At 68.1% G+C, this 4648-nt stretch carries 4 protein-coding genes; all 4 read left to right on the top strand.

What is annotated here, in order from left to right:
* Positions 1 to 173: 173 nt before the first annotated feature.
* Entirely contained in the window at positions 174 to 1052 is an 879-nt protein-coding gene (locus tag Q3A80_RS31635) for a dihydrodipicolinate synthase family protein (RefSeq protein ID WP_446332705.1), read from the top strand.
* Between the two features lie 63 nt (positions 1053 to 1115).
* Positions 1116 to 2132: a 4-hydroxyproline epimerase gene (locus Q3A80_RS31630; protein WP_446332704.1), complete on the top strand. Its 1017-nt coding sequence runs from the start codon at positions 1116 to 1118 to the stop codon at positions 2130 to 2132.
* 5 nt (positions 2133 to 2137) lie between these two features.
* Positions 2138 to 3421 carry an NAD(P)/FAD-dependent oxidoreductase gene (locus tag Q3A80_RS31625; protein WP_446332706.1) on the top strand — a complete coding sequence of 428 codons (1284 nt, stop codon included), beginning with the start codon at positions 2138 to 2140 and terminating at the stop codon, positions 3419 to 3421.
* Positions 3422 to 3436: 15 nt separating this feature from the next.
* A partial coding sequence (locus Q3A80_RS31620) for an aldehyde dehydrogenase family protein (protein ID WP_446332703.1) occupies positions 3437 to 4648 on the top strand: 1212 nt, incomplete at its 3' end.

The raw sequence follows: 4648 nt of genomic DNA, 5'->3' as shown, positions 1-4648 counted from the left end.
CTCGAACAGCACCGCGCGGCCCGTCGAGTTCCTGACGACCGTCGCCGTCATCTATTTCCTCGTCGCCTTTCCGCTGACCCGACTGGTCGGCGTAGTGGAGTCCAGGATGCTCAGGCGCTATGCCTACTGATCCGCAACAACCCGCAACGCTTTCATCAAGCCGGAGAACTCTCATGCAACTGAAAGGCATTCTGCCCGCCCTCGTCACACCGTTCGATGCGTCGGGCGCGGTCGATCACGACACGCTCGCGTCGATCCTCGAATATCAGCTGGCCGCCGGCGTCAGCGGCTTCGTGCCGCTCGGTTCGACCGGCGAGTACTACGCGCTGACGAACGACGAGCGCCGCGCGGTGATGAAGACGGTGCGCGAAGTGGTCGGCAGCCGCGGCACGCTGATCGCCGGCGCGAACGGCTCGTCGACGCGCGAAGTGATCGAGCAGGTTTGCCAGGCGCGCGATGCCGGCTACACCAACATCCTGATCGCGCCGCCGTACTACGCGCTGCCGTCGCAAGACGAACTGATCGGCCACTACGACGCGATTCTCGCGGCAGTGGCCGACGTGAACGTGATCCTGTACAACTACCCGGTGCGCACGAACGTCGAGGTCGGCTTCGGCGTACTCGACGCGTTCAAGGATCATCCGCGCGTGATCGGCATCAAGGAAAGCAGCGGCAACCTGCTGCGCGCGATCGAGATCGGCGGCAAGTACCGCGACCACTATCAGCTGTCGTGCGGCTCCGACGACCAGGCGCTCGACTTCTTCCTGTGGGGCGCGACGAGCTGGATCTGCGGGCCCGCGAACTGCTTCGCGAAACAGGTCGTGAGCTTTTACGACAAGTTCTCGGCCGGCGACATCGCCGGTGCGCAGAACGTGATGCGCTCGCTGTTCCCGGTGATGGCGAGCATGGAGTCGGGCAAGTTCATCCAGAAGGTGAAGTACGGCTGCGAGCTCGCGGGCTTCAAGGTCGGCAACGCACGCATGCCGCTGCAGCCGCTGACCGATCACGAGAAGGCCGAGTTCCGCGCGATCTTCGAGGCGTCGCAGGCGTGATGCGGTAATGCGCTCCCGTACCGGCGCCGCGTGGTGCCGGTACGCCGACCGGGGAATTCCATCATGACGATTCACAGCTTTACCTGTATCGAAGGTCATACCGAGGGCATGCCGGTGCGCATGGTGATCGACGGCGCGCCGGCGTTGCAAGGTGCGACCATGAATGCACGCCGCGAGGACTTCGTCGCGCATCACGACTGGGTGCGCCGCACGCTGATGCTGGAGCCGCGCGGCCATGCGCACATGTCGGGGACGATCTTCTATCCGCCGCTCAACGACAACGCGGATTTCAGCCTGCTGTTCATCGAGACGTCGGGCTGCCTGCCGATGTGCGGTCACGCGACGATCGGCTCGATCGCATTCGCGATCGAGGAGCGGCTCGTCGTGCCGAAGCAGCCGGGTACGGTGACGGTCGACGTGCCCGCCGGGCAGATCGTCGCGCGCTACGAGACGGATGGCGAGCGCGTGTCGTCGGTCCGCTTCACCAACGTGCCGAGCTTCCTGCTCGCGCGCGACGTCGAGATCGGCGTTCCCGCGCTCGGCACGCTGGCCGTCGATATCGCATACGGCGGCAACTTCTATCCGATCGTCGAGGTTCAGCCGAACTTCCCCGGTTGCGAACACTTCACGCCGGACGAACTGCTCGCGTGGGGCCGCGACGTGCAGCGCGCGGTGAACGCGGCGCTCGACGTCGTGCATCCCGACCATCCGGCGATTCGCGGCGTGCGCCATTGCATGTGGACGGGCAAGCCGATCGCGGACGACGCACACGGGCGCGCGGTGGTGATCGCCGGCGACAGCCTCGTCGATCGTTCGCCGTGCGGCACCGGCAGTTCGGCCCGCGTCGCACAGCGCTTCGCGCGCGGCTGGCTGAACATCGGCGACGCCTACTGCCACGAGAGCCTGATCGGCAGCCGCTTCATCGGCCGCGTGGAATCGGTCGCGCGTCTGGACAGCGGGCTCGACGCGGTGCGGCCGAGCATCGAAGGGCGCGCATGGGTGACCGGGCGCGCGCAGTATCGTGTCGATTCGTCCCAGCCGTATGCACACGGCTTCACGCTGCAGGAGTTCGTCAATTGAACGCGATTGCGCAACCCCATGCGCCCGCCGCAGCCGGCACCGCTCGCGCGGAAACGGCGGTCGTGATCGGCGGCGGGATCGTCGGCGTGTGCTGCGCGCTCTATCTGCAGCGCGACGGCCGTGCGGTCACGCTGATCGATCCGGCCGCGCCCGGCGACAGCACCGCGAAATGGAGCTGCGGGCAGATGGCGGTCAGCGAGGTCATCCCGCTGTCGAAGCCCGGCATTCTGATGAAGGTGCCGCGCTGGCTGATGGATCAGAAAGGCCCGCTCGCGCTGCGGCCCGGCGCCCTGCCCGGCATCCTGCCGTGGTTCTTCCGGTTCGTCGCGTCGGCCCGCCACGCAAAGATCGTGTCGATCGCGCAGGCGATGGCCACGCTCACGCACGACGTCTATTCCGACTACGCGCCGCTGCTCGATGCGTGCGGCGACCGCGCGCTGCTGGGCCAGCGGCCCGTGCTGGAAGTGTTCGACGATCCGGCCGGCATCGCGCACGAGGAGCCGCATCTCGCGCTGCGGCAGTCGCTCGGCTTCGCGTCGCAGCGGCTGAGCGCCGCTGACATCGGCGATCTCGAACCGGCGCTCGCCGGCCGGTTCAAGCATGGGCTGCTGTTTCCGGACTGGCGCGCGGTGAACGATACCGAAGGCTTCATCGCCGCGCTGACGGCCAGCTTCGAAGCGCAAGGCGGCCGCCGTATCCGGGCGAACGCCGCGCGCATCGACGTGGGCGGCGGGCGCGCAACCGGCGTGACGCTGACCGACGGCGAGCGCATCGCGGCCAATCATGTAGTCGTCGCGGCCGGCACCGGTTCGCGGCAATTCTTCGGCCAGCTCGGCGTGCGCGTGCCGCTCGAAGGCATCGCCGGCTACCAGGCGCTGGTGACCGATCCGGGCGTCGAGTTCCGCCACTCCGTGATCTATGCGGACGGCGGCTTCTGCTTCAGCCCGATGACGCGCGGGCTGCAGATCGGCGGCACCATCGAGTTCGCGGGCCGCGACGCGGCGCCGAACTTCCGGCGCGCGGACATCATCCTCGAGAAGGCCAGACGCATCCTGCCCGAGCTGCATACGTCCCGCGTCGAGTACGGCGTCGGCTATCGGCCGTTCCTGCCCGACACGAAGCCGGTGATCGACCGCTCGAAGCGGCTGCCGAACGTGATCATGGCATTCGGCCACGGCCAGCTCGGCCTCACGCTCGGCGCAACCACCGGCCGCCTGGTCGGCGATCTCGCGGCCGGCCGCCCGACGCGGCAGGACCTGTCGCCGTTCAGCGCTTATCGATTCGCCTGACCTACGAGGCTTCTCATGCAATCCTACGAACGACTTTTCATCGACGGCCGCTGGGTGGCGCCCGTTCAGGGCCGCACCTTCGACACGCTCGATCCGAGCGACGAAACCGTGATCGCTCAAGTGGCCGCCGCCACCGCGGAAGATATCGACGCCGCAGTCAATGCCGCGCGCAGCGCGTTCGACGAAGGCCCGTGGCCGCGCATGAGCGGCGCACAGCGCGCCGCCGTGCTGCGCGCGATTGCGCAGGGGATCCGCGAGCGCCTGCCCGAGCTGGCCGAGCTCGAAGTGCGCGACAACGGCAAGCCGCTGCCCGAAGCGCTGTGGGATCTCGGCGATGCCGCCGGTTGCTTCGATTTCTATGCCGGGCTCGCGGAACAGCTCGACAACAGCGCCGAAACGCCGGTGCCGCTCGCGGACGAGCGTTTCAGCACGGTGGTCCGCAAGGAGCCGATCGGCGTGGCCGGCGCGATCATCCCGTGGAATTTCCCGCTGCTGATGGCCGCGTGGAAAGTCGCGCCCGCACTCGCGGCCGGCTGCACGATGGTGCTGAAGCCGTCCGAACTGACGCCGCTGACCGCGCTGGAACTGGCCGGCATCGCCAACGCGGCCGGGCTGCCGGCCGGCGTGCTGAACGTCGTGACGGGCCTCGGCGCGGACGCCGGTGCGCCGCTCGCCGGGCATCCGGCCGTCGACAAGCTCGCGTTCACCGGCAGCGTGCCGACCGGCAGCCGGATCATGCAGGCCGCCGCAGGCGACATCAAGAACGTGAGCCTCGAGCTCGGCGGCAAGTCGCCGTTCATCGTGTTCGGCGACAGCGATCTCGAAGCGGCCGTCGAATGGATCCTGTTCGGCATCTTCTGGAACCAGGGGGAAGTGTGTTCGGCCACGTCGCGCGTACTCGTCGAACGCTCGCTGTATGCGCCGCTCGTCGAGCGGCTCGCGCAGGAAGCGCGCAAAATCAGGATCGGCAACGGTCGCGACGACGGCGTGCTGCTCGGCCCGCTGGTGAGCCGCGGGCAATACGACAAGGTACGGGAAGCGATCGCGCGCGGCCGCGACGAAGGCGCGCGTCTCGTGACCGGCGGCGACCGGCCCGCGCATCTCGCGCGCGGCTACTTCATCGAACCGGCCGTATTCGCCGACGTGCCGGAAGACAGCTGGATCTGGCGCGAGGAAATTTTCGGGCCGGTCGTGTGCGTGCGGCCGTTCGATACGGAAGACGAAGCC

The sequence above is a fragment of the Burkholderia sp. SR8 genome, assembly GCF_052851275.1.
Note: the sequence above shows the minus strand (reverse complement) of the source record. Positions and strands in the feature narration are given on the sequence as shown.